Raw genomic sequence first — 25,304 nt, forward strand, 5'->3', positions numbered from 1 at the left:
TGAGTATCCGTACTCATATACCAGTTGGTCCTACCGACAAAAGAAAGGGGAGAGAACGTGAACAACTTTCTACGTTTGATTGGAAGGCGTCTCGTGGCGCTGCCGATCATGGCATTGGGCGTCACCGTCCTGGTGTTCTTCCTTATGTCGTTCTCCAAGACCGACCCCGCCTATACGGCGTTGGGTGACGGTGCCTCGCCCGAGGCGGTTGCCGAGTACCATGAGAAGTATGGTCTGGACGACCCCTGGCCCGTGCGCTACGTGCGCTACATGGGCGATCTGATCCATGGTGACATGGGCACCTATGGTGCTGCTCGCAACTCCGTTGCCAAGCGCATCTCCACGGCCCTGCCCGTCACGATGCAGCTGACCTTCATCGGTCTAGCCATCGGCGCGGTCGTCTCGTTTTTGCTCGGCGTCATCGCGGCACTGTATCGCGATAAATGGCCGGACCAAGTGATCCGCGTCTTCTCCATCGCCGGCTTGGCAACCCCGTCGTTCTGGCTTGCCGTTCTGTTGATCCTGCTGTTCTCTTCCTACCTTAAGGTGCTCCCGGCATCGGGTGCTCTGCCTCACTTCACCACCAACCCGGCTGGCTATCTGGGACGTATGATCATGCCCGCTATCGCTCTGGCATTCCCGCTGACGGGCCAGATGACTCGTATCGTGCGTACGGCCATGGTCGAGGAGCTCGATAAGGACTATGTCCGTATGGCTCGCGGCGCCGGCGTTCCCGAGAAGGTCGTCGTCGGCATCAACGTCTTGCGCAACGCGCTGATCACCCCGGTCACCACCCTCGGTCTTAAGATCGGTTACCTTATGGGCGGTGCCGTCGTCATCGAGGTCATCTTCAACCTCCCCGGCATGGGCACCGCGATTCTGCAGGGCGTTCAGGGCAACGAGGCGAACCTGGTTCAGGGCGTCGTCATCGTCGTTGCTCTTGCCTTCATCATCATCAACATCGTGGTTGACATGCTCTACCTGCTCATCAACCCGCGCATCAGGACGGTGTAGATTATGGTAAAGATTCGAGAGAAGCAAACCGAGCAGCTCGAGAAGGCTGCCTCCAAGGGGCTCAAGCTCGGTGGCTGGAAGAAGATGACGCTGTCTTCTAAGATTGCCGCCGTCGTGTTGGTGCTGGTCGCCTTGACCGCGATTCTGGCGCCCCTTCTTGCCCCCTATAGCCCGGTCGAGATCTTTACGGCTCGCCAGGCTCCCGGCAATGGATTTATCTTCGGTACCGACGATAAGGGCCGCGACATCCTGTCGCGTATGCTCTACGGTGGCCGTTACTCGCTGATCATCGGCTTCGGTGCTACCGCCATGGCTCTGGTCTGCGGCTCGGTCGTGGGCGCCCTCGCGGCGGTTTCGCGCAAGTCCGTTTCCGAGGCGATCATGCGCATCCTGGACATCATCATGTCCATCCCGGGCATCGCCCTCGCTGCCGTCTTCGTCTCCATCCTGGGCAACTCCGTGCCGTCGATTATCTTCGCCATCGGCTTTATGTACACTCCGCAGATTGCCCGTATCGTGCGCGCCAACATCGTGTCCGAGTACGGCGAGGACTATGTCCGCGCGGTCATCGTTTCCGGCGCCAAGGCTCCGTGGATTTTGATCAAGCATGTTCTGCGTAACTGCATCGCCCCGATCATGGTCTTCACCGTTACCCTGGTCGCCGACGCCATCATCTTCGAGGCCTCGCTGACCTTCATCGGCGCTGGTATCCAGGAGCCCACCGCTACCTGGGGCAACATTCTCGCTGACGCTCGCGGTGGCGTGCTCGCTGGCCGTTGGTGGCAGGCGCTGTTCCCGGGCCTGGCCATCATGATCACCTGCCTGGCGCTCAACATCCTCTCCGAGGGCATTACCGACGCCATGGCCGCTGCTCCCTCCGCCGCCCTGGATCCGACCGACTCCTCCAAGCGCCGCGAGGCCGACCTGCTGGTCTCCGACCCCGTTCGCGCCTACAAGGAGCAGGCTCAGTCCCTGTCCGCCCGTCTTGGCGCTCTGCGCGATGTCGAACTCAAGCGTAACGACCGCCATGTGCCCGATGAGTCCGTTGAACCGATCCTTTCGGTCCGCGATTTCTGCATCCAGTTTGAGCACCACGGTGACATCAACGTCGTCGACCACGTCAACTTTGACGTCCGTCCCGGCCAGACCATGGGCCTGGTAGGCGAGTCCGGTTGCGGTAAGTCCATCACCACGCTGGCCATCATGGGCCTGACCGACGATGACGAGCATCTTTCCGGCGAGGTTCTCTGGGAGGGCCGCGACCTGCTCAAGATGAGCAAGAAGGAGTGGTTCGGCCTTCGCGGTACCGATATCGCCATGGTCTATCAGGACGCCCTGTCCTCGCTCAACCCCTCCATGCTCATTTCCGCTCAGATGAAGCAGCTCACCAAGCGCGGCGGCACCCGTAGCGCCGAGGAGCTCCTGGAGCTCGTGGGCCTCGACCCCAAGCGTACGCTCGAGAGCTATCCGCATGAGCTTTCCGGTGGTCAGCGTCAGCGCGTTCTGATCGCTATGGCCCTTACCCGCGACCCCAAGCTGGTCATCTGCGACGAGCCCACGACCGCTCTGGACGTTACCGTCCAGAAGCAGGTCATCAAGCTGCTCAACGATCTTCAGGCCAAGCTCGGCTTTGCTATGATCTTCGTTTCGCACGACCTGGCACTGGTCGCAGAGGTCGCTCATAACATCACGGTTATGTACGCTGGCCAGGTTATCGAGCAGGCGCCCACCAAGGAGCTGCTCACCAACCCGATCCACGAGTACACTCGCGGTCTTCTGGGTTCCGTCCTGTCCATCGAGAGCGGTTCGGGCCGCCTGCACCAGGTACCCGGCGCCGTTCCGAGCCCGCGCGATTTCCCCAAGGGCGATCGCTTCGCACCTCGCTCGAGCCATCCGCGCATTGGCCTGGACACCCGTCCGGTCTTCAAGCGCGTGCCCGGCACCGAGCACTTCTATTCCGAGCTCCCCGATGAGGTGCTCAAGGCAAATGGTTTGACCCCTCACGCGGAGGTGATGTAGATGAGCGAGACCGCAGTCAACGGCGTCGAGCCGATCATCTTCCTTGATGACGTCCACGTCACCTTTAGGACCCGTACCGGCTCGATTCTGCACCCCAACCTGGTTCACGCCGTCCAGGGTGTAACGATTAAGCTCATGCCCGGACAGACCATCGGCATCGTCGGCGAGTCTGGTTGCGGAAAGTCCACCACCGCCAACGTCATGTGCGGCCTGCAGGCCCCCACGAGCGGCAAGGTCTACTTTAAGGGCAAGGACGTTACCAAGCGTACCGCCGAGGACCGTCGCCACATGGGTCGCGTCATCTCGGTCGTGTTCCAGAACCCGGCCACGGCGCTCAACCCCCGCATGGTCGTTCGCGAGCAACTGCTCGACCCCATGCGCGTCCACAACTTGGGTACCGAGGCCGAGCAGGAGAAGCGCGTCAAGGAGCTCTTGGAGCTCACCGGTCTGCCCAGCTCCGCCGCCGAGGTTCTTCCCGGCCAGCTTTCGGGCGGCCAGCGCCAGCGCGTCGCAATTGCCCGTGCCCTGTCGCTGAACCCCGATGCCATCATCGCCGACGAGCCCACCTCGGCTCTGGACGTTTCGGTCCGCGCGCAGATTCTGAACCTGCTGACCGACCTTAAGAAGGAGCTCGGCCTGGCCATGGTGTTCATCAGCCATGACATCCAGACGGTCCGCTATATCTCTGACGACATCATCGTTATGAATGGCGGCAAGATCGTCGAGCAGGGCGAGGCCAAGCAGGTTTTCCAGCACCCTCAGGACCCCTACACCAAGATGCTGCTCGGCGCTGCGCCGTCGCTGCTGCATCCCAAGCTCGGCGAGTAGCCTCGCTTTCCCTCCCGTGCGCCCGGTTCCCTTACCGGGCGCACCTCCGTTGCGATTTCGAAAGGTTGGGTTCACGAGCCGTGCCAAGTGCTCAGGAGCTACAACAGCAATTTGGTGAATATCGAGGCGCTATGCCCCGTCCATCGGATTTCGATTTCTTTTGGAAGGACCGCATGGCCGAGGCCGACGCCGTCGAGCTCGATTATGCGATTGAGGCGGCTTCGGTTGCGGATTCCGCGACCTGTCGGTTTTTCGACCTCTGGTATACCGGCATGTGTGGTGCACGCCTGCATGCCAAGTACCTTAAACCTGTCTCGGACGAGCACGTGCCATTGGTACTTCAGTTCCATGGATATCCGGGTGCGAGCCGCAGCTGGTTTGAGCAAGCGTCGTTTGCGGGCATGGGCATGGCGCTCATTGCTCTCGATTGTCCTGGCCAAGGAGGCCCCTCCGAGGACATTGGTGGATTTGAGGGCACGACGGTCGCGGGCCATATCGTCGCCGGTATCGACGGCGACCCAGCCAACCTCTACTATGTCCGCCTACATCAGGATATCCGCATTCTGTGCCGTATCGTTCGCGAGCTCGAGGGCATCGATCTTGCCCGTGTGTTTGTGAACGGCGCGTCGCAGGGCGGCGGTTTGGGTATAGCGACCTGTGCGCTTAACAGCGAGCTTATCAATCGCGCCGCCATCCTCTATCCCTTCCTGTCGGATTTCCGCCTGGTCTGGGATTTGGATGCCGACGACATCGCCTACGAGGGCCTGCGCTATTGGTCTCGCTGGTTTGACGAGGACTCGACTCGTATCGACGAAGCCTATGCCAAGCTGGCGTACTTCGATTCCAAGAACTTTGCCCCCATGGTCAAATGCCCCGTGCTGTTTGGCACGGGCACAGCCGATATCGTCTGCCCTCCGGCGACGCAGTTTGCAGTCTACAACAACCTGACCTGTGAAAAGCGTCATGAGTTCTTTGAAGGCTTCGGTCACGAGGAGATTCAGGATTTTGACGATCTGATCATTCCATTTTTCTGCAAGGGAGGGGAGGCTCATGTCTAAGTGCGAGAGCAATATCGATGAGCTGATTGTCCCCGAGCTTGCGGGAATTGCTGGGACGGTTTCGTCAAGGCTCGCAGAATATCGGGACTGGCACGGTGATGTCCAAGCAGATGTTTCTGATTTAGAGACATGCGCTCCGAATCTTGAGATTCAAGGCCTGGCCATTACGGCAATTGACTTTGTTAACCCCTGCGCCCGTTACTCGGAGGTTTCCTTTAAGCTCGGTGACGATGCGGTCCACGCTCGTTTGATTGAGCCTGTCGGTCGTGCCCGAGTATCTGAGCGCGTGCCGCTGTGCCTGATGTTCCATGACATCGATCGGCCTGTGCGAGGCTGGCATCACATGACGAGATTTGCCGCCATGGGGTATGCCGTCCTCGCGCTGGATGACGATGTTGCTGGTGCGGACGACCTGCAGCGGGGGATTGCTTCACCCGCTTTTGTCGAGCGCGTCCGTTGGGGTTGCGCGATGGCGAAGGTTGCGCGCAATCTTGATGGCGTGGACTCCGATCGCATTTTTGCGTGGGGCGAGGGCCTTGGCGGCGGTGTTGCGCTGGCGGTTTCCGCTCTGGACGAGCGGGGCCTTGCCTGCACGGCGGTTGCCAATCCAATCCCCGGTGGCCTCGAGGCCCTGTCGTCTCGGGTGCGCGGATTGGTGCTCATGGGCACATCGCTTATGGACACCGTGAGCGATCCCAAGGGTCAGTTTGCCGTATTCAACGGTCTTGAGTGTGACCGAAGGCATATCATCTATGCCAAATACGCTCACGAGCGCATCAATGCGTTCGAAAACGAAGTCGTCGACTTCTTTAACCAAACGTTCTACCCGTGTTCTTTGGCCTAGACGGCCTGGACACTGCCAACAAGAGTGGGCGGCATAGGGCTGCCCACCAGACAACTAAGGAGATTCTTGTGGCAACTCAGAAATTCACCGGCGTTATCCCTCCCGTCGTTGTTCCCGATACTGAAGACCACCAGCTCGATGTTGCCTCCTTTGAGCGCAGCATCAACCGCATGATCGATGCCGGCGTCGATGGCTTGTTCTTCCTGGGCTCCTCGGGCGAGGTCGTCTTCTCCACCGACGAGCGTCGCCGTCAGATCATCTCCGAGGCCGTCCGTATCGTCGACCACCGTGTGCCTGTTCTGGTCGGCATCATCGATACCGAGACCGAGCGCATGATTGAGCACGGCAAGGTCGCCCAGGAGCTGGGCGCCGATGCCCTCGTCGCCACCTGCCCGTTCTATGCCCTGCAGGGTATGACCGAGGTCGAGGAGCACTTCCGCATCCTGCACGAGGAGCTCGACCTGCCCATCTTTGCCTATGACATTCCCGTCTGCGTTCACACCAAGCTCCCCTGGAAGCTCCTTGCCAAGCTCGGCGCCGAGGGCGTCCTTGCTGGCGTCAAGGATTCCTCGGGTGATGACATCTCGTTCCGCTACCTCGTTCAGGAGAACGAGAAGAACGGCCATCCGATGAGCATCCTCACCGGTCACGAGGTTGTTGTCGACGGCGCCTATCTCGGCGGCGCTGACGGTTCCGTCCCGGGTCTCGCCAACGTTGAGCCCGAGGGCTACGTGCGTCAGTGGAAGGCCGCTCAGGCTGGTGACTGGGCTACCGTCAAGGCCGAGCAGGATCGTCTCAATGAGATCTCCCACATCTGGGATGTCACCTCGGGCGTCCAGGGCTATGCCGGTGGCGTCGGCGCCTTCAAGACCGCTATGAACCTCATGGGCATCTTCGACAGCCCGACCATGCCGCGCCCGGTGAAGGCCATGACCGGTGAGAACGTCGAGGCGATTAAGAAGGTCCTCCAGGACAACGGTCTCCTGTAAAGCTTCCCCGGGCACCCGATCTTGGGGCTCAAGCGGTCGAGCGTGACCCATTAGGTCAACGCCCGACCGCTTTCACCCCAACCTCGGGCACCCGGGAAACCTTTACCAAGCTGCGGCGATAACGCAGCCTTCATTTCCTGTAGTTGTTTTTTTATCTCCTAAGGAGAGCGACATGGAGAACAAGTACGTCTGCTCTGTCGATATCGGCGGAACTAAGATCGCGACTGCCATCATGGAGTACCCGGCTGACGGCAGTGTGCCCCATCCCGTTTTTGAGGCCGAGGTTCCCACCGAGGCTCTAGAGGGCGGCGAGGCCGTCTTCCAGCGTATCGAAGCGTCCATCAAGGCTGCTCTCGAGGCGAATCCCGATGTCGAGGTCCTCGGCGTCGGCATTGGTGCCGCCGGCGTCGTCGATCCCAAGACGGGCGCCATCGCGTATGCCAACGAGATCATGCCCGGTTGGTCCGGCGTCCAGTTGGGGCCGCGTCTGCGCGAGGACCTCGGTCTTCCCGTTGCCGTTGTAGGCGACGTGCAGGCTCATGCTCTGGGCGAGGCCCACTGGGGCGTCGGCAAGGGCAAGTTCTCCGTCTTGTGTCTGGGCATCGGTACGGGCATCGGCGGCGCATATGTCGAGAACGGCCGCGTGATGCAGGGCTTCCACGGTGCTGCCGGTCATATGGGCCACATCGAGTGCTCGGCTGCCGCCGGCATTCCCTGCGCCTGCGGGCGTTCTGGCCATCTTGAGTCTGTTGCTTCGGGCACTTCCATTGGTCGCATGTACGACGAGCGCTTTGGCCGCGTCGACCCCAGCCGTCCTTCGGTCGGTCGCGATGTAAACGACCTGTGCCGCGCGGGCGACGCAAAGGCGACTGAGGTCATCCATGACGCCGGCTTTGCGCTGGGTGCCAGCTTGGGCTCGCTCGCTAACATCCTGGACCCTGAGGTCATCGTGCTTTCGGGTGGCGTGATTCACCAAGGTCCCGATTGGCGTTCACAGACGTGGAAGGATTCGGTACACGAGGGCTATGCCAGCCAGGCGCTCGATCCGCTTCAGGACACGCCGATCCTCATCGGTTCTCTTGAGGGCGATGCTCCGCTCATCGGTGCCGCCGAACACCTTCTTGCGTCGTTGAAATAAACATAGCTACCAAGTGCGCCTTCTGAGGTGCCGCAGATTGACGTGAAAGAGGAGCGAAGCGTACTTCGGTACGCGAGCGACGGTTTGAACGTCAAGGTGCGGTGTCTCAGAAGGCTGTTTTTGAGAAAGGTTGAGTCGAACATGACCGTTGATCCTTTGATCCAGTCCCTGAAGGGCAAGCTCGTCGTGAGCGTTCAGGCGTATATGGGCGAGCCGCTTCGTACGCCCGAGACCATGGCTCAAATGTCTCGTGCTTGCGAGCTCGGCGGCGCCGCCGCCATTCGCTGCCAGGGCCTTGCCGACATTGCCGCCATTAAGGGTCGCTGTGAGGTCCCCGTTATCGGCCTGTGGAAGGATGGGCACGAGGGCGTTTACATCACGCCGACGCTGCGTCACGCTCGCGCCTGCGTTGCTGCGGGTGCCGATATCGTGGCGATCGACGCCACCGATCGTCCGCGTCCCGACGGCAAGTCGGTCGAGGATACCTTCCGCCCGCTGCACGAGGAGGGTGTGCTCCTGATGGCGGATTGTGCCACCATCGAGGACATTCGCCGTGCGGTTGATATGGGCTTCGACCTTGTATCTACCACGCTTTCTCACGGTGTCGCTGCCATCGACTGCACCATGGCCGATGGCCCCGATCTGCCGCTCCTGCGTCAGGCGACCGAGGAATTCCCCGGCCTTCCCATCATTTGCGAGGGTCGCGTGCATACGCCCGAGGAGGCTCGCGCCGCGATCGATGCTGGCGCCTGGGCCGTTGTCGTCGGCACCGCCATCACGCACCCCACGAGTATTACGAGTTGGTTCAAGGCTGCGCTTGAGGCGTAAGACAGGCCTCGTATCCGCTCGGGGCGGTATACTCAATATAGGCAATTGACCGCGCGGGATCCGGGTTGCTGGGTCCCGCGCTTGTTTTCGGGAGGCAGCACATGCAAAAGGGAGATGCCATGGATGCGGCGGAGCGCTCGGAGCGTATCCCCGATATCGTCATCATCACCGGAATGTCCGGATCGGGCCGCACACAGGCCATGCACGTGTTCGAGGACATGGGCTATTTTTGCATCGATAACCTGCCTCCGCGTCTCATCGCCCAGCTTGCCGAGCTCGTCGGCATCAATACGGGCGTGGGCAGGCATCTCGCCGTCACCTGCGATTTGCGTAGCCAGGGCTTGTTCGATGAGCTGCTCGATGCGGTCGCCGCGCTCGAAGAGCGCGAGATGAGCTGCGACATCGTGTTCCTGGAGGCGTCTGACGAGGTGCTGATTCGTCGCTACAGCGAAAATCGCCGCCGTCATCCCATTGCCAAGCCGGGAGAGACTACGGCCGATGCCATTCAGCGCGAGCGCCTGCAGCTACGGGGCGTGCGCGATCGAGCCGATATGATTATCGACACGAGCCGTCTGCGCACCTCTGCGCTGCGTAACAAGCTACGTATGGCATTTTCCGAGCTGTCCGACCAGCAGCTCATGGACGTCCATGTGTTCTCGTTTGGCTTTAAGCACGGCATGCCCGTCGAGGCGGACATTATGATCGACGTCCGCTTCCTGCCCAATCCGTTCTACGATCCCGAGATGCGCACCATGACCGGTCTCGATAAAAAGGTCTCCGATTTTGTTCTGGACCATCCCAAGACGCAGGAATTTTGGAAGGCTTGGACACAGCTGCTTGATACGGTGATGCCGGGCTACATCGCGGAGGGCAAGCCGCAGCTTTCTATTGCCATCGGCTGCACGGGCGGCCAGCACCGCAGCGTTGCCATTGCCGAGGCCACGGCTCGTTACCTGGAAGGCGCTCAGTACCATGTGAGTATCTCCCACCGCGACCTCTCGCGCGCCAACACGAAGGCATAGGCCTGCATGTCGTTTACCGCTGAGGTGCGCGATGAGCTTGCGCGCTGCGAACCCGAATGTGAATACTGCGACTTGTCGACGCTTGCCGCCCTCACGCGCGTGAGTGGCACGCTCTCGCTTACTGGCTCTGGGCGGTATCGTTTGACGGTTGCGACTGAGACGGGAGCCGTCGCGCGCACGATGATCACGCTGACGCATCGCATCCTTAAACTCAAAACGGAATTCACCGTTCGTAAATCGGTCTTGCATAAGGTTCGAAACTACCTCATCACCTTACCTGATCAGCCCGATTTGGATAAGGCTCTGGTGCTGCTGGGCATCCTCGACCGTAGGGGAGGACTTGTCGCCGGCGTGCCCCGACATATCGTTGCGCGTCCTTGCTGTAGACTTGCCTATATCCGCGGCGCGTTTATCGCGGGCGGCTTCGTGGCCGATCCACGCGGCGATTTTCATTTGGAAATCGCGGTGCAGGGCGAGCAATATGCCAAGGGGCTTTGCGATCTGTTGGAGCAGATTGGGGTCCATGCGCGTGTTAATGCACGGCGGGGGTCATATGCCGTGTACATTAAGAGCGCCGAGGAAATCGAGCATCTTTTAAAGCTGATTGGTGCCAAGCGCAGCGTTGCCGAGATTGAGGAGGCGCGTGCGGTCAAGTTGGTTAAAAACGATGTGAACCGTCGCGTGAACGCCGAACTCGCCAACCAGACCAGAAGCGCCGGTGCCGCCCAACATCAGCTTGCGCTTATCGATGAGCTTGAGCAGCGTGGCCTTCGCGATGCGCTTCCGGATGCCTTGGCGGTCTTTTGCGACCTGCGCGAGCGATATCCCGATCTGTCGCTGCGTGATTTGGGGGAGATGGCTGACCCTCCCTTGTCGAAGTCGGCCCTCTACCATCGAGTTTTGAGGCTTGAAAAGCTCATTGAAGCAAACAGGTAGTTTAAAGTATCGACTTATATACGGATTTAACTGCTGTTTTATTCTTTAAAACGTTTTAACGTAAATTTGATTTTCAATTTCGAGCATTCTCGTGAAATTCAAGTCAAAAAAAAGGTATATTAGGCGAGTGGTTAGTTTGTGGGCCTCAACGGCAGGCGCTGTAGCTTGCGGGGGCCTTACGAAAGGAGACACAATGGCAGTAAAGGTTGCTATTAACGGCTTCGGTCGCATCGGTCGTCTGGCTTTCCGTCAGATGTTCGGTCATGAGGGCTCCGAGATCGTCGCTATCAACGACCTCACCTCTCCCGATATGCTCGCTTACCTACTGAAGTACGACTCCACGCAGGGCAACTATGCTCGCGATCACGAGGTCGTTGCTGGCGAGGATTCCATCACCGTTGACGGCAAGGAGATCAAGATCTACAAGGAGGCCGACGCCAACAACCTGCCTTGGGGCGACCTCGACGTCGACGTCGTTCTCGAGTGCACCGGCTTCTACACCAGCAAGGCTAAGGCTCAGGCCCACATCAACGCTGGCGCCAAGAAGGTCGTCATCTCCGCTCCGGCCGGCAGCGATCTGCCCACCATCGTGTACAACGTCAACCATGAGACGCTGACCGCTGAGGACAACATCATCTCCGCTGCTTCCTGCACCACCAACTGCCTCGCCCCGATGGCCAAGGGTCTGAACGACTTCGCTCCCATCGTGTCCGGCATCATGACCACCATCCACGCCTTCACCGGCGACCAGATGCCGCTCGACGGCCCGCAGCGCAAGGGCAACTTCCGTCGCTCCCGCGCCTGCTCCGAGAACATCGTCCCGAACACCACGGGCGCTGCCAAGGCCATCGGCCTGGTTCTCCCCGAGCTCAACGGCAAGCTCATCGGTGCCGCCCAGCGCGTCCCGACGCCGACCGGCTCGCTGACCAACCTCTACGCCGTCGTTGACAAGAAGGTCACCGTCGACGAGGTCAACGCTGCCATGAAGGCCTACGCCGAGACCATCCCCGATACCTTCGCCTACAACGAGGACCAGATCGTCTCCCGCGACATCGTCGGCGAGACCCACGGCTCCATCTTCGACGCCACTCAGACCATGTGCTCTGATCTCGGCAACGGCCAGACCCTCGTTCAGGTTACCTCTTGGTACGACAACGAGAACTCCTACACCTCTCAGATGGTCCGCACCATCAAGTACTTCGAGAAGTTCGTTGCTTAATTTAGCTTTTAGCGAATAGCTCGTTGAGCGTCTAAAGAAGGGCGCGGCCTCATAGGGCTTACACCCTAGGGTCGCGCCCTTTTTATAAGAAATCGTCTGCCGTAATGGGAGGCAGACACGTACGAAAGGTAGAAGCAAACATGGCCTTTACCAAGAAGACCGTCCGCGACATCGATGTCGACGGCAAGCGCGTTCTCGTCCGCGTTGACTTCAACGTGCCTATCAAGGATGGCGTCGTTGGCGACACCACCCGTATCAAGGCTGCCCTGCCCACCATCAACTATCTCGTTGAGCACAACGCTCGCGTCATCCTCATGAGCCACCTCGGCCGTCCCGATGGCACCGGCTTCCAGCCCGAGCTGTCCCTCGAGCCCGTCGCCAAGAAGCTCGCCGAGCTTTCTGGTCTCGACGTTGCCTTTGTCGCCGACACTTACGGCGAGAAGGCTGCCGAGGCTGTCGCCGCCGTCGAGCCGGGCAAGGTTCTCGTTCTCGAGAACGTCCGCTTCGATAAGCGTGAGAAGAAGAACGATCCCGAGATCGCCAAGAAGCTCGCTTCCTATGGTGACGTCTTCGTTCTCGATGCCTTCGGCACCGCCCACCGCGCCCAGGGTTCCGTCGTGGGCCCCGCCGCTTACCTGCCCGCCGTCGCTGGCTTCCTGCTCGAGAAGGAGGTCGACACGCTGACCGGCATCTTCGCCGAGCCCGAGCGCCCCTTCGTCGCTATCGTCGGCGGTTCCAAGGTTTCCTCCAAGATCGGCGTTCTCGATCACCTCATCGACTCCGCTGACACCCTGATCATCGGTGGCGGTATGGCCTACACCTTCTTCCTGGCTCAGGGCCTGTCCGTCGGTCAGTCCCTCAAGGAAGAGGACTGGGTCGAGCGCGCTGGCGAGATGCTCAAGAAGGCCGAGGAGAAGGGCGTCAAGATCCTGCTCCCCATCGACAACCGCGTTGCCGATCACTTTGGCGAGGACGCTGTCCCCGAGGTTGTCGCTTCCGACGCTATCCCCGACGATCGTGAGGGCATGGACATCGGCCCCAAGACCGAGGAGCTTTATGCCGAGGCCGTCAAGGGCGCCAAGACCGTGTTCTGGAACGGCCCCATGGGCGTTTTCGAGTTCGACAACTTCGCTCATGGTACCCAGGCTATCGCCGAGGCTGTCGCCGAGGCCGACTGCACCTCGATCATCGGCGGTGGCGACTCTGTCGCAGCTGTCAACAAGTTCAACCTGGCCGATAAGATGAGCTGGATCTCCACCGGTGGTGGCGCTTCCATGGAGCTCGTCGAGGGTAAGGCCCTGCCCGGAGTGGAGGCGCTTCTCGATGCCTAATCGCACCCTTCTCATCGCTGGTAACTGGAAGATGAACAACGACGTCGCTGAGGCCGCCAAGCTCGCCGACGAGCTGGCTCAGGCTCTGCCTGAGGTTCCGGCTGGCGTCGAGGTGCTCGTCTGCCCTCCGACCATCGACATCACCACGGTTCATGACCGTATTCAGGCTGCCCCCATCGCCCTCGGTGCACAGAACGTGTACTGGGAGGCCAAGGGTGCCTTCACCGGTGAGTCCTCTTGCGACATGCTCAAGTCAGCTGGCTGCACTTACTGCATCATCGGTCACTCCGAGCGTCGCGACTACTTCCACGAGTCCGACGAGGATCAGAACAAGAAGGCCAAGGCTCTCGTTGCCGCCGGTCTTGTTCCCGTCTTCTGCTGCGGCGAGTCCCTCGAGGTCCGCGAGGCTGGCACCTATGTCGAGCACGTTGTGAACCAGGTCAAGGCTGGCCTTGCTGGTCTTGAGATCACCTGCCCCAAGCAGGTCGTCGTCGCCTACGAGCCCATCTGGGCCATCGGCACCGGCAAGACCGCTACCGCCGAGGACGCTCAGGAGGTCTGCGGCGCTATCCGTGAGACCCTCAAGGAGATGTTTGGCGAGGAGCTCGCTAACGGCATCCGCGTTCTCTATGGTGGCTCTGCCAAGCCCGGCAACATCGCCGAGCTCGTCGCCAAGCCCGACGTTGACGGCGCCCTCGTGGGCGGCGCTTCGCTCAAGGCTGCCGACTTCGCCTCTATGGTCGTCAAGGCAGGCGAGTAGGACATATGGCACAGCGTCATCTTCCTGCACTCCTGATCATCATGGACGGCTGCGGCCTGGCTCCGGCTGATGGCGAGAACGCCGTCGCCGCTGCCAAGACGCCCTTCCTTGATAACCTGTACGAGAAGTACCCCCACACCACGCTCGGCGCTTCGGGCGAGGACGTGGGTCTTCCCGATGGCCAGATGGGTAACTCCGAGGTGGGTCACCTCAACATCGGTGCCGGCCGCATCGTGTTCCAGGAGCTTTCGCGCATCAACAATGCCATCAAGGACGGCTCCATCGCCAAGAACGAGGTTTTCGTCAAGGCTATGGACGATGTCAAGGCCGAGGGCAAGACCCTTCACCTTATGGGCCTTATGAGCCCTGGCGGTGTTCATTCTCACATGAACCACGTCGAGGCTCTGGTCAAGATGGCTGCCGAGCATGGTGTCAAGACCGTTCGCGTCCACGCCTTCATGGATGGCCGCGACGTCGACCCGCAGTCCGGTGCCGGTTACATGAGTGAGTTCTGCGCCTTCCTGGCTAAGATTTCCGAGGAGACCGGTTGCGACGCTCGCGTTGCCACCGTCTCGGGCCGTTATTGGGCTATGGACCGCGATAATCGTTGGGAGCGCATCCAGCGCGCCTACGACGTCATGGTCAACGCGTCCGATGCTGATACCGACCCCGTTGCCGGTATCAAGGCCTACTACGAGAAGGATCCGCGCGGCGACGAGTTTGTCGAGCCCTTCGCTGCCCACAACGAGGGCATCCACGAGGGCGACGCGGCCATCTTCTTCAACTTCCGTCCCGACCGCGCTCGTCAGATGACCCGCGTGTTCACGGACAAGGAGTTCGACGGCTTTGAGCGCGAGCAGATCAAGCTTTCGCACTTTGTGACGATGACCGAGTACGACCCGACGTTTGACGTCGAGGTCGCTTTCCCCAAGACGTTCCCCGAGAACGTTCTGGCCGACGTTATCGCCGCCAATGGCCTGAAGCAGCTGCACACCGCCGAGACCGAGAAGTACGCACACGTGACGTTCTTCCTCAACGGCGGCATCGAGGAGCCCAAGGAGGGCGAGGAGCGCGTGCTCGTCGCTTCCCCCAAGGTCGCTACCTACGATCTGCAGCCTGAGATGAGCGCTCCCGAGGTTACCGAGAAGCTCGTCGCCGCCATCAACGAGGATCGCGCTGATTTCTACATCGTGAACTTCGCGAACTGCGACATGGTTGGTCACACCGGTGTTTTCGACGCCGCCGTTAAGGCCGTCGAGGCTGTTGACGATGCCCTGTCCAAGGTTGTCCCGGCGATTCTCGCTAAGGGCGGCTTTGCGCTGATTACCGCCGATCACGGCAACGCCGATCACATGTTTGACGTTGCTTCCGACGGTTCCAAGCATCCGTTCACGGCTCACACCACCAACCGTGTGCCGTTCATCATTGTTGATGAGAAGGCACAGCTCACCGGTATCGAGGACGGCCGTCTTTCCGATATCGCTCCGACCATGCTCACCATGGCTGGTATTGAGCCTTCCGCCGAGATGACGGGTCGCGTGCTCGCCACCGAGGCCTAAGAGAAAACAAATACCGTTTTCTAGTAAGGGGGTTGTCCACAATCGGGCAACCCCCTTTTTTGGTATTTCTGCCATTTCTAACCCGCCCCCAAATGGCAGGTAGGGGAGTGCTGGGGGTTGTGGTACAGTACTGGAGTTTGAACTGTTCTATTAAGGAGCTTATCTATGGGTCCGTTTCAGATTCTTCTGTTTGTCGTTTGGGCTGTCTCTGCCGTGGCGCTGACGATTCTCGTCCTGATGCATTCCGGTAAGGGTACCGGCGTTTCGGATATGATCGCTAGCTCGCTGTATAACTCCAGCTCTGCCACAGGCGTTATGGAGCAGAACCTCGACCGCCTGACCGTCATCATGGCTGTCGTGTTTGCCGTGTGCGTCGTGCTGTGCATGTTCTTCTTCCCGCAGGGCATCGTTGGCTACTAAGCATTGGCGTTTATACGTTTGAAAAGGGTCCCGCATGTGCGGGGCCCTTTTTGTTTACAGACTTGTAACAGAGTCAAAATATCCCCACATACTTCGCCCAACTAAAGAAATTCTCGACCTTTAACCGGAATTAGCCCCAAATCGTGCATAAAATGCGCTACTGTATTGCAAAACGTTGGCCTGTTGTGCATAACCAGCCATAGCAGCGGGCGGCGTTTTGATGGTTCGGATCGGATTGTCTCGACATGTGTCCGACTGAACATTTCTTTGTCCTATCTCATAAGGAGGATGGCATGGCTGATTCTATGTTCCACCAGCCCGTTATGGGTCGTCGCGCCTTTGTCGGCGGCACCCTTGCTGCGAGCTCCATGGCTTTTCTTGCCGCATGTGGCAAGAAGGGCGGCGACGCTTCCGGTTCTGAGTCCGGTTCGACGCTGAACTTCTACATCAACAACCCGGTCTGCATCGACCCCTACAATGTCCAGGAGGACCAGGGCACTCAGGTCGAGTACCAGCTCTTTGACGCTCTGACCTCTTATGACGCCGAGAAGGGCGAGATCGTTCCGCTGGCTTGCGAGTCCTTTGAGGCCAACGACGACGCCACCGAGTTCACCTTCAAGATCAAGAAGGCCAAGTTCCACAACGGTGACGACGTTACCTCCAAGTCCTTCAAGCTCGGTTGGGAGCGTCTGGTCAACACCAAGTCGGCCATCGCTACCGAGTACGGCCCTTCCGAGGTCTCCTATCACCTTTCTATGGTCGAGGGCTATGACGACCTGCTTGCCGGTAACGCTACCGAGCTCAGCGGTGTTACTTGCCCCGACGATGAGACCCTCGTCGTCAAGCTGTCTTCCGCTTACGCCGACTTCCCCTTCGTCGCCTCTCACCCGGCTCTGGCCCCGGTTCCCGAGTGCGCCGAGTCCGATGTCAAGAGCTTCTATCTTGCACCGGTCGGTAACGGCCCGTTCATGATGGACGGCAAGTGGGAGGATGGTCAGGAGATCAACCTCAAGAAGTTCGACGATTACTATGGCGACAAGGCCAAGATCGATGGCATCCACTTCCAGGTCATCAAGGACATGGAGACTGCTTACAAGGAGTTCCAGGCCGGTAACCTCGATGTCTGCGACGTTCCCGTCGCTCAGATCGATGCCGCCAAGAAGGATCGCGGCGTGTCCAAGGACGGCTACACCATGGGTGACGGCGAGCGCATGCTGCTCGGCGCCGAGCCTTCCACGTACTATCTGACCTGCAACACCACGGCCGAGCCGTTCAACAACGCCGACCTGCGCAGGGGCATCTCCCTGGCCATCAACCGTGAGGCCATCTGCAAGACCATCTATAAGGGTACCCGTACCCCTGCCGACGGCATTGTTCCTCCGGGCATCGATGGCTACAAGGAGGGCGCATGGGAGTTCTGCGCCTACGATGTCGACAAGGCTAACGAGTACCTCGACAAGGTTGCTCCCGCTGGCGCTAACGGGGATCGTGGCATTAGCGTGACCCTTTCCTACAACCAGGACGGCGGTCACAAGGAGATCATGGAGTCCATCATCGGCGACCTCGCCAAGGTTGGCGTTACCGCTGTCTCCGATACCCCTGAGTGGTCTGCCCTGCTCGAGCAGTATCAGAACTTTAACTATCAGTTCGGTCGTCTGGGTTGGATTGCCGACTACCCGATCATGGACAACTTCCTGTATCCGCTGTTCCACTCCGACTCCCTCGGTGGCGATAACCGCTCCGGTTACAACAACCCCGAGTTCGACGCCAAGGTCGACGAGGCTCGTACTATTGTTGACGACGAGGAGCGCGTCGCTAAGATGCAGGAGGCCGACGCAATGGTCGCTGCCGACTGCCCGGTCATCCCGATTATGTTCTACACGCACACCATCGTCGGCTCCGATCGCATCAAGCACCTCTATGTCGATCCGCAGAAGCATGCCGAGCTGGGTACCGCTGAGCTCGCCTAAGAGTTTGCAGCTTCCGTGAGGGTCAAGTATTTACGTAGACCTCATGGGAAACATACAGTTCTCCCTAACCTGGGGTAAACTGGCTGATGGTAATTTTGGGATGCCGGTCTGGCGATCGGCATCCCATTTAGGTTAATCCCTAGATAGGGGAGTGGTATGGGTAAGTACATCGTTAAACGTGTGCTTCAGTTCATCCCGGTGTTTTTGGGCGTTACGCTGATTCTGTTCGCCCTCCAGAATATCGTGCCGGGAGATCCGATCAAGCTGATCGGTGGAGACAAGGCTCTGTCCCCCGAGGTGGAGCTTCAGCTTCGCGTCCGCTATCACCTGGTCCAGTCGGACGAGGACGGCAACGCGATCCTTGACGAGAACGGCGACCCCGTTCAAACGTCGCTCGTGGACCGTTATTTGTATTACATGAACGGCCTGCTTCATGGCGATCTGGGCAATTCGTATCAGCGTAAGCTGCCGGTTACGGAAATCTTTGCCCAGAAGTATCCGTATACGGTCAAACTTGCCGCGTGCGCCATCGTGCTCGAGGCAATCATGGGTATCGGTGCGGGTATCATTTCGGCGGTAAAGCGTTATTCCTTCTGGGATATTTTGGTAACGCTCACCACGTCGATCCTCGTTGCCGTCCCGGCCTTCTGGCTCGGTATGTTGCTGCAACTGTTCTTTGGCGTCATTCTCAAGGACGCCACGGGCGGTGCATTCTCCATGCCGATCTCGGGTGCCGGTGGTTCCAGCTCTCAGTATCAGGATTGGATGCACTATGTGCTCCCGACCATTACGCTGGCTTCGGTTTCGACCGCTTACGCCGCCCGCATTATGCGCTCGCAGCTGCTTGACGTCATGAACCAGGATTACATCCGCACGGCAAAGGCCAAGGGTCTCTCCAATCGCGCGATCATCATCAAGCACGCGCTTAAGAATGCACTCATCCCTGTCGTTACCTATATTGGTGTCGACTTTGGCGGCATGCTTTCTGGTGCCATCCTGACCGAGACGGTCTTTAACTGGCCCGGTATCGGCTATGAGGTCTATCGCGCCATTAGCATGCGTGACTGGCCCATCGTTATGGGCGGAGTTACGCTCATCGTCGTCGTCGTCATGGTGATCAACCTGCTCGTCGACATTAGCTATGCATTCCTCGACCCGCGCATCCGCCTTGGCGGTCCGTCGGATAAGGCCTAAGGGAGGTACGTCTCATGCAGGAAACTGATTCTCAGTCTCAGGAGCAGGCTACCGCCACCAAGGCCGCATCTGCTCCCGCCAAGTCCCGCACGCTGTGGGGCGACGCTTTTAAGCGTCTTCGTAAGAACAAGCTCGCCGTTATCGGTGTCTGCTGGATCATCATCGTCGTTGTGGTTGCCCTGACCGCAGATCTGTGGGCTAAGCCCTGGCTCGGTTCGCCGACGGCTTCGGACTCGACCACCATGGCCCAGACGTCGCTGCTGGCTCCGTGTGCAGAGCACCCGTTTGGCACCGACGCCCTTGGTCGCGACATTCTCGTCCGCGTTATCTACGGTGCACGCGTTTCGCTTTCCGTCGGTATTATGGCCACTGCGATTTCCACGCTGATTGGTCTGGTCATGGGTGCTCTGGCCGGTTTCTACGGCGGCATCTGGGATACGATCATCATGCGCTGCGCGGATATCTTCCTGGCGTTCCCGTACGTGCTGTTCGTCGTCGCCATGATCGCCGTTATCGGCCGTGGTCTTCAGAACGTCTTTATCGCCATCGGCATTCTCGGATGGCCTTCGATTGCGCGCGTCTTCCGCTCTGCAATCTTGACAGTCAAGGAAAACGACTATGTTGACGCTGCACGCGCGATGGGTGCATCTGATGCTCGTATCGTCGTGCGTCACATCTTCCCGAACTCTGTCGCCTCCATCGTGGTCTATGCGACCATGAACATTGGTGGCGCCATTCTGACCGAGTCCGCTCTGTCCTTCCTCGGCATGGGCGTTATTCCGCCTACGCCTTCGTGGGGCTCCATGATTCAGGACGGTCAGCAGTATCTTCTGACTGCTCCCTGGATGATGATCATGCCCGGTCTGGCAATTCTCTCGACGGTGCTCGCCTTCACCCTGCTGGGTGACGGTCTGCGCGACGCCCTCGACGTCAAGATGAAGGACGCATAAGGATGAAGAAGAACAAGAACTATGTGGACCTGAAGGACCAGCCGGTTCCCGAGGGCCAGCATCTGCTCGAGGTCGATGACCTTAAGATGTATTTCCATACCGAGGATGGCGTCGTTCGCGCTGTCGACGGTGTCTCCTACACGCTCGATCGCGGCGAGACCCTGGGCGTCGTCGGTGAGTCCGGCTCCGGTAAGTCCGTGACCGCCATGACCATTATGGGCCTCATCTCGATGCCTCCGGGAAAGATTGAGGGCGGCGACGTTCGCTATCGCGGTCGTTCTATCCTCGAGATGACTGAAGAAGAGATGCAGCACATTCGCGGTAACGATATCGCGATGATCTTCCAGGATCCTATGACCTCCTTGAACCCGGTCTATAAGATTGGCAAGCAGGTGGGCGAGGGCCTTCGTCTGCACCGTGGCTACTCCAAGCAGGAGGCACTCAAGCGCGCTACCGAGCTTTTGGACCTCGTTGGCATTCCTGAGCCCGAGAAGCGCGTCAATGAGTATCCGCACCAGTTCTCCGGCGGTATGCGTCAGCGTGTCATGATCGCTATGGCACTTGCCTGCGATCCCGATATCCTGATTGCCGACGAGCCCACGACGGCTCTGGACGTTACCATTCAGGCTCAGATTATCGAGCTCATGCAGGAGATGCAGGAGAAGAACGGCAACGCCATCATCATGATTACCCATGACCTGGGTGTTGTCGCTGATATGGCCGACAAGATCATGGTTATGTACGCCGGCCGTCCCGTCGAGTTCGGTACTGCTGAGGAAATCTTCTACGAGAGCCGCCACCCCTACACCTGGGGCCTTATCCGCTCCATCCCGGAGCAGGCCATCGAAGAGAAGAAGCCGCTCACGCCGATTCACGGCAACCCGCCATCGCTCATGAACCTGCCTGTGGGCTGCGTCTTCTCTCCTCGCTGCCCCTATGCGACCGATAAGTGCCGCAAGCAGCGCCCCGAGCGCGTTGTCACTGAGTCTGGTCATTACTCTGCGTGCCACTACTCCGGTGACCCCGAGTTCCTCAAGAACGCTCCTGAGACGTCCCGTACGCGCAAGGATTCCAAGAAGGGAGGCGAGGCGTAATGGCAGATACCAACGAGCGTACTCCGCTGCTGAAGGTCGAGCACCTCTCTAAGGAGTTTCCCGCTGAGTCCGGCATGTTCGCCAAGCGCTTCTCCAAGCGTGTCGTCTCTGCTGTGAATGACATTTCGTTCGAGATTTATCCGGGCGAGACCTTTGGCCTGGTCGGCGAGTCTGGTTGCGGTAAGTCCACCACGGGCCGCACCATCATGCGTCTGACCAAGCCGACTGCCGGTAAGGTGTTCTTCCAGGGCAAAGATGTTGCCGAGATGAGCAAGCATGAGATCAAGGACATGCGTCGTGAGATGCAGTTTATCTTCCAGGATCCTTATGCTTCGCTCAATCCTCGTATGACCATCGGCGAGATCGTCTCCGAGCCCATGACCATTCACGGCGTGGGCACCAAGGAGGAGCGCATTGAGCGTGTCCGCGAGCTTCTCGACGTTGTCGGACTGAACCCCGAGCACATTAACCGCTATCCTCATGAGTTCTCCGGCGGTCAGCGCCAGCGTGTCGGCATTGCCCGCGCATTTGCGTTGAAGCCCAAGCTGATTATCTGCGACGAGCCGGTTTCCGCTCTGGATGTGTCCATTCAGGCCCAGGTTCTGAACCTGCTCAAGGAACTTCAGGACAAGTTCGGTACCGCATATCTGTTTATTGCCCACGACCTGTCCGTCGTGCAGCACATCTCCGATCGCGTCGCAGTTATGTATCTGGGTAAGATGGTCGAGGTTTCGGACTGGAAGACGCTCTACAGTGAGCCGCACCACCCGTACACGCAGTCGCTGCTGTCTGCTGTGCCGGTGCCCGATCCTGATATCCAGAAGACCCGTAAGCGCATCATCCTTGCCGGCGACCCGCCGTCACCGCTGGATCCGCCGACCGGTTGCCGTTTCCACACCCGCTGCCCGATCGCGCAGGGCATCTGCTCTGAGAAGCTTCCCGAGTTTAAGGAAGTTGCACCGGGTCACTGCTGCGCCTGCCACTTCGCCGAGCCGTTCCCGATCAAGGAATCGCACATCGACCTGTAGTCGGTTGTTCTCGTCCAGGCCCGCCCTGGTGTTACTTTTCAGAACGTCCTCGGACATGCAAGAAACCCCCGCTGCGCACTTCGTGCGGCGGGGGTTTCTTGCGTCCTGCGGAATGTTCTGAAAAGTAACTTCAGGGCAGGCCCTGCGGTAACTCGGCAGAGGAGGGGAGTGCGATTCCTCGATCGCTCACTTAATCTAATAGGAAAGTTAGTGAGGCCGGAGCTTTAGCTCCGGCCTCCCCATATAAGGGCTCGGCTTTGCCGAGCCACCAAATTTACATCAGCCCCCAGAACATGTTTGAGAACTGTGCCTGAAGTATGTATTTGCAGGCCCCGAATCGGTGTTGCCTCCCGGCGCATTCCGCAGGGGGAGCGATATTTTGCAGCACGAAGTGCGCAGCAAAATATCGCTCATGCCCGAGGACGCGCCGGGAGGCAACACCGATTCGGGGCCGGACACACGGATCTACCTGCGCATTTACAAATTCGTAAACTTTTTTGAAAAAAGTGCTTGCACAGTTCTCGAATCATAGGTTATTATCTTCCTCGTTGAACGCGCGGGTCCAACAAAAGGAACCGCAAATCAACAACATAGCATGTCGGAGTGGCGGAATTGGCAGACGCGCTAGCTTGAGGTGCTAGTGACCGCTTTTTGGTCATGCGGGTTCAAGTCCCGCCTCCGACACCATCGCATTTGAGAAGCCTCTTCGGAGGCTTTTTTGTTACCGATAGACGGTGAGGTCCACGATGGAAACGCTTGAGCGCAACGAGTGGGCAGACGTTGCCCAACTGGTCGAGATCACGAGCGATGCTGTCATCATTTGTGAGCTCGACGGAACCATTCTGCATGTGAATAATCGCTTACTTGGTTTGATGTGCGAGGAACGCGCCGATGTCATCGGTGGAGATGTTAAAGATGTCCTGTACTCGTCCGCTTTTGAACGTGCGACGGAACATCGTCTGCCATTTGAAACTGATGGGTCCGAGAGCGAGCTGATGCTCAAGCTGAGTGACGGCTCCTTTATCCCCGTCTTGGTTCGCGCGGGTTCCGTTACGCCTCCGCGTATCTTTGGACGCCGTGCGCCACGTGTCCTGGTGGCACTTCACAGTATCGAGGAACAGTATTCTCACGACCGTCAACTCAAGCGTGCGTTATCGGAGCTTAGAGTGGCGAACAAGCGTCTCTCTGGCACGCTTTCGGTCATTATGAGCACCGTGGGCTCCGATGAGTTACCCAGCCTGCTTGATACCGTTTTAAACCAGCTTGTCGGAACGCTCGATGCTTCTGGAGCTGCGATTTATTTTTCGGAGAGCGGCGGCTTTAAGCTCCGCGGTGTTTCTAAGGAGCTTGAGGATAGCTATCTGCCCGAGTTTTTGCCGTATGGTGCGGGCATTCCGACGTATGTGCTTCGCGAGTCGCGCGCTTGCCGCTTGTCGATTCAGCAGGATCTTGAGGGCGATCGTGTCGCCTCGGGCATGTTTATGGATTTGGACAATCGTTCTAAGCATCTGTTGCGCATGCAGGATATGCCTCCGTACCGCAGTGAGATCTGTCTTCCCGTTTTTTACGGTACGCAGATCCTTGGCGTGCTGGAAGTTGGTTGGAAACGCCCCCAGGCACCGCTCGCCTATGACGTTAATGTACTCGAGGTCATTTGCGATTACCTGTCTATCCAGCTGGTCGGCATGGCATCGAGCCTTCGCTCTCGTCGCACGGCCGAGCTTGGCCGCTCGCTCAATGTCTTGCGCGATGAGCTGTTTACCTTTCTAGACGATTCCGCCGCGGCTACCCAGGTGGTATCGTCCGAGATCTGCAATATGCTCAACTGCCATTTTTGCCCTGTTGAGTATGACGCCAGTCTGGACGCCTACGTCATAGATTTTGAAGGCGGCAGTCGCGTTGCTTTGCCGGACGATCCCGAGAAGCTTTTCTTTTCTACGACGGCGCCGGCGGCACGTCTGGGAGCTGGCCCTGATGGCTTTGAGGCCTCTGTTTTGGGCGGCACGAGTGCCGAGGACCTTAAACACGTCCGTATAACTCGCGTTGACGAATCGATGCCTATGGGAGGCTGGCTTAGGGCGCATGGTCTGCCTTGCCAGGGCCTCTACGTCGACACCGGCATCGAGGCGGGGCACCCGCGCTCTGAGGGTGATGGCAAGCACGGTAACGACGCGATTGTTCCTGCTTCTGTTGCGAAGGGCCCGACGACGCGCGCGCTGCTGCTTCGTGATGGCAGCCAAGAGCCGATTGATGACCTTGAATATGACTACTTGGTGCACTTGGCGCATGACTTTGAACTGATCTACGAAGGCGAATCTCAAAAGCGCGAGGAGCGCCATATCGCTCAGACCCTCCAGATCGGCATGAGAAATTCCCTGGGGGATGTTCCGGGTATCGCAACCGATTCGGTGTACCTGTCGGCCACGAACTCGGCGTTGGTCGGCGGCGATTTCTATACGCTCATCCGTCTTCCCGACGACTGCGCCGTCATGATTCTGGGCGATGTGTCTGGCAAAGGCATTGAGGCCGCATCGATGTCCGCGCTCGTCAAGACGGCCCTGACGGCATATGCCTGGGAGGGCGCTGGCCCGGCCCGCATGGCACGCTCCCTTAACAGCATGCTCATGGGCTTTTCGAGGGTCGAGACGTTCGTGACGGCCTTTATCGCCAAGATTGACCTTAAAGCCGGACGCGCAACGTATTGTTCGGCGGGCCATCCTCCGACCATGGTCATCAGGCCAGAGTCGATGCCGCTGGGCGGCGGCGGGGCCCGAGGGGGAGAAGTGGAGCTCCTTGGGTGCCAATCGGGCGTGATCGGTGCCTTTGAGAGCATGGTCTACGAGACGGGTGCCTTTACGTTCGCTCCTGGTGACATGCTGTTTATGTATACCGATGGAACGATTGAGGCACGCGACCGCACGGGGGCGTTCTTTGGCGAACAGCGTCTGCGCGATCTTTTGCTATCGGTATCGGGCGAGGGCGTATCGCGAATCTGCGGTAAGGTCTTGGGCGAGCTTGACCGCTTTACCGAGTCGGCGCTGGACGATGACATCGCGCTGGTTTCCCTTGAGTTTTTACGGGGTCGATCGTAGGCCGCGACGTT

At 59.1% G+C, this 25,304-nt stretch carries 21 protein-coding genes and 1 tRNA gene; all 22 read left to right on the plus strand.

Annotated elements, in window-relative coordinates; translation table 11 throughout:
* Positions 1-57 precede the first annotated feature (57 nt).
* The 22 genes from ACESWY_RS02695 to ACESWY_RS02800 all read left to right on the plus strand — a co-directional run bounded on the left by ACESWY_RS02695 (position 58) and on the right by ACESWY_RS02800 (position 25,293).
* Positions 58-1,014: an ABC transporter permease gene (locus ACESWY_RS02695; protein ID WP_022094871.1), complete on the plus strand. Its 957-nt coding sequence runs from the start codon at positions 58-60 to the stop codon at positions 1,012-1,014.
* Positions 1,015-1,017: 3 nt separating this feature from the next.
* Entirely contained in the window at positions 1,018-3,033 is a 2,016-nt protein-coding gene (locus ACESWY_RS02700; RefSeq protein ID WP_022094872.1) for a dipeptide/oligopeptide/nickel ABC transporter permease/ATP-binding protein, read from the plus strand.
* Positions 3,034-3,861 carry an ABC transporter ATP-binding protein gene (locus tag ACESWY_RS02705; RefSeq protein WP_006236159.1) on the plus strand — a complete coding sequence of 276 codons (828 nt, stop codon included), beginning with the start codon at positions 3,034-3,036 and terminating at the stop codon, positions 3,859-3,861.
* Between the two features lie 80 nt (positions 3,862-3,941).
* On the plus strand, positions 3,942-4,919 hold the full coding sequence (locus ACESWY_RS02710; protein WP_373093954.1) for an acetylxylan esterase: 978 nt from the start codon (positions 3,942-3,944) through the stop codon (positions 4,917-4,919).
* Complete coding sequence (locus ACESWY_RS02715) at positions 4,912-5,763, plus strand: acetylxylan esterase (RefSeq protein WP_373093952.1); 852 nt, start codon at positions 4,912-4,914, stop codon at positions 5,761-5,763. The genes ACESWY_RS02710 and ACESWY_RS02715 overlap by 8 nt, the downstream gene beginning before the upstream one ends.
* A gap of 68 nt (positions 5,764-5,831) precedes the next feature.
* A complete protein-coding gene (locus ACESWY_RS02720) occupies positions 5,832-6,752 on the plus strand; it encodes a dihydrodipicolinate synthase family protein (protein WP_195520698.1) in 921 nt (306 codons plus the stop codon).
* A 172-nt stretch (positions 6,753-6,924) separates the two neighbouring features.
* Positions 6,925-7,890 (plus strand): ROK family protein, encoded by a 966-nt coding sequence (locus ACESWY_RS02725; protein WP_373093950.1) that lies wholly within the window; start codon positions 6,925-6,927, stop codon positions 7,888-7,890.
* A 141-nt stretch (positions 7,891-8,031) separates the two neighbouring features.
* On the plus strand, positions 8,032-8,718 hold the full coding sequence (locus ACESWY_RS02730; RefSeq protein WP_006236154.1) for an N-acetylmannosamine-6-phosphate 2-epimerase: 687 nt from the start codon (positions 8,032-8,034) through the stop codon (positions 8,716-8,718).
* Between the two features lie 101 nt (positions 8,719-8,819).
* The gene (rapZ, locus tag ACESWY_RS02735) at positions 8,820-9,740 is read left to right on the plus strand and encodes an RNase adapter RapZ (protein ID WP_117638000.1); all 921 of its coding nucleotides are present in this window, start codon (positions 8,820-8,822) and stop codon (positions 9,738-9,740) included.
* A gap of 6 nt (positions 9,741-9,746) precedes the next feature.
* A complete protein-coding gene (whiA, locus tag ACESWY_RS02740; protein WP_373093947.1) occupies positions 9,747-10,676 on the plus strand; it encodes a DNA-binding protein WhiA in 930 nt (309 codons plus the stop codon).
* A 193-nt stretch (positions 10,677-10,869) separates the two neighbouring features.
* Positions 10,870-11,895, plus strand: a complete 1,026-nt coding sequence (gene gap, locus ACESWY_RS02745; RefSeq protein ID WP_006236151.1) for a type I glyceraldehyde-3-phosphate dehydrogenase — start codon at positions 10,870-10,872, stop codon at positions 11,893-11,895.
* A 140-nt stretch (positions 11,896-12,035) separates the two neighbouring features.
* Positions 12,036-13,226 carry a phosphoglycerate kinase gene (locus ACESWY_RS02750; RefSeq protein WP_022094881.1) on the plus strand — a complete coding sequence of 397 codons (1,191 nt, stop codon included), beginning with the start codon at positions 12,036-12,038 and terminating at the stop codon, positions 13,224-13,226.
* Positions 13,219-13,986, plus strand: a complete 768-nt coding sequence (gene tpiA, locus ACESWY_RS02755; protein WP_195568290.1) for a triose-phosphate isomerase — start codon at positions 13,219-13,221, stop codon at positions 13,984-13,986. Before ACESWY_RS02750 ends, tpiA begins: the two co-directional genes overlap by 8 nt.
* A 5-nt stretch (positions 13,987-13,991) precedes the next feature.
* Positions 13,992-15,545, plus strand: a complete 1,554-nt coding sequence (gpmI, locus tag ACESWY_RS02760) for a 2,3-bisphosphoglycerate-independent phosphoglycerate mutase (RefSeq protein ID WP_373093945.1) — start codon at positions 13,992-13,994, stop codon at positions 15,543-15,545.
* A 165-nt stretch (positions 15,546-15,710) separates the two neighbouring features.
* Positions 15,711-15,965, plus strand: a complete 255-nt coding sequence (gene secG, locus ACESWY_RS02765; RefSeq protein WP_006236144.1) for a preprotein translocase subunit SecG — start codon at positions 15,711-15,713, stop codon at positions 15,963-15,965.
* Between the two features lie 293 nt (positions 15,966-16,258).
* The gene (locus ACESWY_RS02770; protein WP_138375020.1) at positions 16,259-17,935 is read left to right on the plus strand and encodes a peptide ABC transporter substrate-binding protein; all 1,677 of its coding nucleotides are present in this window, start codon (positions 16,259-16,261) and stop codon (positions 17,933-17,935) included.
* 156 nt (positions 17,936-18,091) lie between these two features.
* Positions 18,092-19,129: an ABC transporter permease gene (locus tag ACESWY_RS02775; RefSeq protein ID WP_117877270.1), complete on the plus strand. Its 1,038-nt coding sequence runs from the start codon at positions 18,092-18,094 to the stop codon at positions 19,127-19,129.
* Positions 19,130-19,143: 14 nt separating this feature from the next.
* The gene (locus tag ACESWY_RS02780; RefSeq protein ID WP_022094886.1) at positions 19,144-20,079 is read left to right on the plus strand and encodes an ABC transporter permease; all 936 of its coding nucleotides are present in this window, start codon (positions 19,144-19,146) and stop codon (positions 20,077-20,079) included.
* A gap of 2 nt (positions 20,080-20,081) precedes the next feature.
* Complete coding sequence (locus ACESWY_RS02785; RefSeq protein WP_373093941.1) at positions 20,082-21,173, plus strand: ABC transporter ATP-binding protein; 1,092 nt, start codon at positions 20,082-20,084, stop codon at positions 21,171-21,173.
* Positions 21,173-22,201, plus strand: coding sequence for an ABC transporter ATP-binding protein (locus ACESWY_RS02790; protein ID WP_022094888.1), 1,029 nt, complete (start codon positions 21,173-21,175; stop codon positions 22,199-22,201). Before ACESWY_RS02785 ends, ACESWY_RS02790 begins: the two co-directional genes overlap by 1 nt.
* A 597-nt stretch (positions 22,202-22,798) precedes the next feature.
* A tRNA-Leu gene (locus tag ACESWY_RS02795) sits at positions 22,799-22,888 on the plus strand.
* Between the two features lie 59 nt (positions 22,889-22,947).
* Positions 22,948-25,293, plus strand: coding sequence for a GAF domain-containing SpoIIE family protein phosphatase (locus tag ACESWY_RS02800; RefSeq protein ID WP_373093939.1), 2,346 nt, complete (start codon positions 22,948-22,950; stop codon positions 25,291-25,293).
* Positions 25,294-25,304: the final 11 nt, after the last annotated feature.

The organism is Collinsella aerofaciens ATCC 25986 (genome assembly GCF_964237925.1).
GTDB lineage: Bacteria > Actinomycetota > Coriobacteriia > Coriobacteriales > Coriobacteriaceae > Collinsella > Collinsella aerofaciens_BJ.

Excerpts from the sequence above, each read along its gene's own strand:
- gpmI (WP_373093945.1), top strand. The coding sequence starts at position 13,992 with ATGGCACAGCGTCATCTTCCTGCACTCCTGATCATCATGGACGGCTGC.
- gap (WP_006236151.1), top strand. The coding sequence starts at position 10,870 with ATGGCAGTAAAGGTTGCTATTAACGGCTTCGGTCGCATCGGTCGTCTG.
- ACESWY_RS02800 (WP_373093939.1), top strand. The coding sequence starts at position 22,948 with ATGGAAACGCTTGAGCGCAACGAGTGGGCAGACGTTGCCCAACTGGTC.
- ACESWY_RS02715 (WP_373093952.1), top strand. The coding sequence starts at position 4,912 with ATGTCTAAGTGCGAGAGCAATATCGATGAGCTGATTGTCCCCGAGCTT.
- ACESWY_RS02790 (WP_022094888.1), top strand. The coding sequence starts at position 21,173 with ATGGCAGATACCAACGAGCGTACTCCGCTGCTGAAGGTCGAGCACCTC.
- secG (WP_006236144.1), top strand. The coding sequence starts at position 15,711 with ATGGGTCCGTTTCAGATTCTTCTGTTTGTCGTTTGGGCTGTCTCTGCC.
- ACESWY_RS02750 (WP_022094881.1), top strand. The coding sequence starts at position 12,036 with ATGGCCTTTACCAAGAAGACCGTCCGCGACATCGATGTCGACGGCAAG.
- ACESWY_RS02770 (WP_138375020.1), top strand. The coding sequence starts at position 16,259 with ATGGCTGATTCTATGTTCCACCAGCCCGTTATGGGTCGTCGCGCCTTT.
- tpiA (WP_195568290.1), top strand. The coding sequence starts at position 13,219 with ATGCCTAATCGCACCCTTCTCATCGCTGGTAACTGGAAGATGAACAAC.
- ACESWY_RS02730 (WP_006236154.1), top strand. The coding sequence starts at position 8,032 with ATGACCGTTGATCCTTTGATCCAGTCCCTGAAGGGCAAGCTCGTCGTG.
- rapZ (WP_117638000.1), top strand. The coding sequence starts at position 8,820 with ATGCAAAAGGGAGATGCCATGGATGCGGCGGAGCGCTCGGAGCGTATC.
- whiA (WP_373093947.1), top strand. The coding sequence starts at position 9,747 with ATGTCGTTTACCGCTGAGGTGCGCGATGAGCTTGCGCGCTGCGAACCC.
- ACESWY_RS02780 (WP_022094886.1), top strand. The coding sequence starts at position 19,144 with ATGCAGGAAACTGATTCTCAGTCTCAGGAGCAGGCTACCGCCACCAAG.
- ACESWY_RS02725 (WP_373093950.1), top strand. The coding sequence starts at position 6,925 with ATGGAGAACAAGTACGTCTGCTCTGTCGATATCGGCGGAACTAAGATC.
- ACESWY_RS02785 (WP_373093941.1), top strand. The coding sequence starts at position 20,082 with ATGAAGAAGAACAAGAACTATGTGGACCTGAAGGACCAGCCGGTTCCC.
- ACESWY_RS02700 (WP_022094872.1), top strand. The coding sequence starts at position 1,018 with ATGGTAAAGATTCGAGAGAAGCAAACCGAGCAGCTCGAGAAGGCTGCC.
- ACESWY_RS02705 (WP_006236159.1), top strand. The coding sequence starts at position 3,034 with ATGAGCGAGACCGCAGTCAACGGCGTCGAGCCGATCATCTTCCTTGAT.
- ACESWY_RS02775 (WP_117877270.1), top strand. The coding sequence starts at position 18,092 with ATGGGTAAGTACATCGTTAAACGTGTGCTTCAGTTCATCCCGGTGTTT.